The sequence below is a fragment of the Oricola sp. genome (genome assembly GCF_022763245.1).
In the GTDB taxonomy this organism is placed as follows: domain Bacteria; phylum Pseudomonadota; class Alphaproteobacteria; order Rhizobiales; family Rhizobiaceae; genus Oricola.
In genome coordinates this window covers 1-3,334 of record NZ_JALEGV010000010.1, presented here as the reverse complement: position 1 = coordinate 3,334, position 3,334 = coordinate 1, and the positions used below count along the sequence as shown (strand labels likewise).

Annotated in this window: 3 protein-coding genes and 1 pseudogene; all 4 read left to right on the top strand. The window is 64.6% G+C overall.

Going from position 1 to position 3,334, the window contains the following annotated elements; all coding sequences use genetic code 11:
• Nucleotides 1-218: 218 nt before the first annotated feature.
• The 4 genes and pseudogenes from MRY80_RS02835 to MRY80_RS02820 all read left to right on the top strand — a co-directional run bounded on the left by MRY80_RS02835 (nt 219) and on the right by MRY80_RS02820 (nt 3,212).
• On the top strand, nt 219-587 hold the full coding sequence (locus MRY80_RS02835; protein WP_293287763.1) for a transposase: 369 nt from the start codon (nt 219-221) through the stop codon (nt 585-587).
• A complete protein-coding gene (gene tnpB / locus MRY80_RS02830; protein WP_293287761.1) occupies nt 584-931 on the top strand; it encodes an IS66 family insertion sequence element accessory protein TnpB in 348 nt (115 codons plus the stop codon). The genes MRY80_RS02835 and tnpB overlap by 4 nt, the downstream gene beginning before the upstream one ends.
• Nucleotides 932-994: 63 nt before the next feature.
• Nucleotides 995-2,575, top strand: a pseudogene (locus MRY80_RS02825) (IS66 family transposase).
• A 4-nt stretch (nt 2,576-2,579) separates the two neighbouring features.
• Complete coding sequence (locus MRY80_RS02820) at nt 2,580-3,212, top strand: UPF0149 family protein (RefSeq protein ID WP_293287758.1); 633 nt, start codon at nt 2,580-2,582, stop codon at nt 3,210-3,212.
• Nucleotides 3,213-3,334 lie beyond the last annotated feature (122 nt).

The window sequence follows — 3,334 nt, the reverse complement described above, 5'->3', positions numbered from 1 at the left end:
GACGCAGCATGGTCAATGGTGTGACCCCATAGAAGTCCGCGTGGCGACTGATCCAGGATGACAGGAGTTCGCCGGGCAAAGGCGGCAAGGTGACGGGCAGGCGGCCCGTCATGCGTAAGCGTCCGGTGAGGTGGGGTTTGTGACGGGCGGGTTTTGGTCCAAGTTTCGCATCTGATTTCGCAATTGATTTTGGAATTAGCGACGAAGCGATGGGGCGAATGGAGATCATCACGGGGCGCGAGCGGCGGCGTCGGTGGTCGGATGAGGACAAGCTTCGGATATTGGAAGAGGCGTCTGCGCCGCAGACGAGCGCGGCGGCGGTTGCGCGCCGGCATGATCTTCTGCCGCAACAGATCTACACGTGGCGTCGGCAGTTCCGCGTCATCGAGCAGGCTGGCGATGAGAGCGTATCGTTTCTGCCGGTCGGGTTGATCGAGGAAGAGGACATCGCGCGTCGCCGGAAGGCGCGAGGCAGGCGAAGCGGTCGGATCGAGGTCAAGCTCGTCAACGGGCGGGCACTCTGTATCGATGCCGATATCGACGACGACATTCTTAGCCGGCTGATCCGGGTGGTGGAAGAGGCATGATCGCTCCGGGCAGCGGCGTGCGCGTCTATCTGGCTTCGGGCGTGACGGACATGCGCAAGGGAATCGCCGGTCTGTCGGCGCTGGCTCAGGAGGTTCTGCGGCGAGATCCCTGTTCGGGAGCGGTCTTCGCCTTCCGGGGACGGCGCGGGGACCGGATCAAGCTCCTGTTCTGGGACGGTCAGGGCTTCTGCCTCTATTACAAGGTGCTTGAGCGCGGCCGCTTTGCCTGGCCCTCGGCGGCGGACGGGGCGGTGCGGCTGACCTCGGCGCAATTGGCGATGCTGTGGGAATGCATCGATTGGCGTCGCCCGGTCTGGTCGTCGCCGCCATCGCGGGCGGCATGATTGTGATGCGATTCCAGCAAGATAAGCCTGTCTTGCCTGGTCTGGATCGCTTAGCCTCGGAGCATGGTTGCCATCCCTGATTCGCTGTCCTCCGATCCCAATGCGCTGCGCGCCATCATCGCGGCGCAGCGCGAAGAACTGGCGGTCCGGGATGCGGCGTTGCGCTCCCAGGCGACGCTGATCGAGAAGCTGAACGCGCAACTGGCGTTGCTGCGCCGGGCGCGCTTCGGCGCCTCCTCGGAGAAGATCGACCGTGTCATCGAACAACTCGAACTGGCGCTTGAAGATCTCGAGGCGGCAGAAGCCTAGGATGCCGATGCGGCAGTCGCGCAAGTACGGCCCCGGGCCGGCGAGAAGCCGTCGCGTCAGCCCCTGCCGGACCATCTTCCGCGCGAAGACATGCACCATGAAGCATGCTGTGCTTGCCGTGATTGCGGCGGCAATCGGCTTCGCAAGGCTGGCGAGACCGTCACGGAGGTTCTGGACTATGTCCCGGCCTCCTTCCGTGTCGTTCGACATGTTCAACCGCGTTACCGCTGCCTCGACTGCGATGCGGTGATGACGGCCGCCATGCCTTCTCTGCCGATCGAACGCGGCAAACCGGGTCCGGGGCTTGTGGCGCATGTGCTCGTCGCCAAGTTCTGCGACCATCTTCCGCTCTATCGCCAGTCGGAGATCTATGCCCGCGAAGGCGTGGAGATTGCCCGCTCCACCATGGCCGATTGGGTCGGTCGCGCGGCGGCATTGATGGAGCCGCTGATCGAGGCGGTGCGCGCCCATGTCGTTGCCGGCGATCGCCTCCACGGCGACGACACGCCGGTTCCAGTTCTCGATCCGGGCCGGGGCAAGACGAAGCAGGGGCGGCTGTGGACCTATGTCCGCGATGGACGACCGTGGAATGACGATGCGCCGCCTGCCGTGTGCTACCATTACAGCCCGGACCGCAAGGGGGCGCATCCGCAGGGCCATCTGGCCGGCTTCAACGGCATCCTTCATGCCGACGGCTATGCCGGGTTCAAGGAACTGTACCGGCCGGACCGTGGCGACCGCGGTATCGTGGAGGCGGCGTGCTGGGCGCATGCGCGCCGGAAGTTCTTCGACCTGACGGTCTCCGGCCCGTCGCCGATCGCCGAGGCGGTGCTGCGACGCGTTGGCGAACTCTACGACATCGAAGCGGCCATACGCGGTTCGCCGCCCGACAGGCGTCGCGAGATTCGCCAGGATGAGGCCAGGCCGAAGGTCGATGCCTTGCGACGATATCTCGAGACGGAACTGGCGCGGCTGCCGGGCAAGAGCGGGGCGGCGCAGGCGATCCGCTATGCGCTCTCGCGCTGGACGGCGCTTGGCCGCTATCTGGACGACGGCACGATCGAGATCGACAACAACTCGGCCGAACGCGCCATTCGCCCTGTCGCCATCGGCAGGAAGAACTGGCTGTTTGCCGGATCCGACCGGGGTGGAGAACGCGCGGGCGCGATCCTGACGCTGATCGGAACGGCGAAGCTGAACGGGCTTGATCCCGAAGCCTGGCTGCGCGACGTTCTGGCCCGCATCGCCGATCATCCCGTCAACCGCATCGGCGAGCTTGTGCCCTGGAACTGGACGCCATATGCCGAGCATTCCGCGACGCCTGAAGCAGCTTGACAAGATGCTCGCCGGCCTGCCCGACGACATCGACCCGATGCTCGTCAGTGAATTGGACGGGTATCTCGCCGGCATCATCGTCTGTCCCGACCTGATCATGCCGGGCGAATGGCTGCCCCTGGTCTGGGGTGGAGGTGACGAGGACAGCGCGCCCGTCTTCGAAGACCTCGCCCAAGCGGAAAAGATCGCCGGTCTGATCATGGAACACTACAACGCGACCATTGGTGACCTGACCGAAGGTCGCTACGCCCCCGTCTTCGATGTCGACCCGCGACACGACGAGGTTTTGTGGGAGTTCTGGATCGATGGCTTCGCCACGGCCATGGCGCTGCGTCCCGACAGTTGGATGACGATCGCCGCAAGCAGCGACGACGACACTCGCGCCGCGCTTTCCGGCCTCATCACGCTCGGCGCCATCGGCCGTCGCGAGAGCGATCTGTCCGAAACCGAGATCGACGAACTCACCGACCTGGCGCCGGACCTGATCGTTCACTGGGTCGATACACTCAACGCATGGCGGCTGCGCCAGTCCACGACTCCGCCTCCGCAGCGAGGCAACTTCGGCAGGGTTGGTCGAAATGACCCCTGTCCGTGCGGGTCCGGCAAAAAATACAAGAAATGCTGTGGCCTCAATTGATCCTCAGCCGCTCACCGGACGCTTACCGTCATGCGAAGGCCGCCTCAGTATCAAATGCAGGCACCCAGGCCTCGACCGCGCTGTCGGTGATGTGTTCGGTACCGCTTTCGATGGCCTCGATT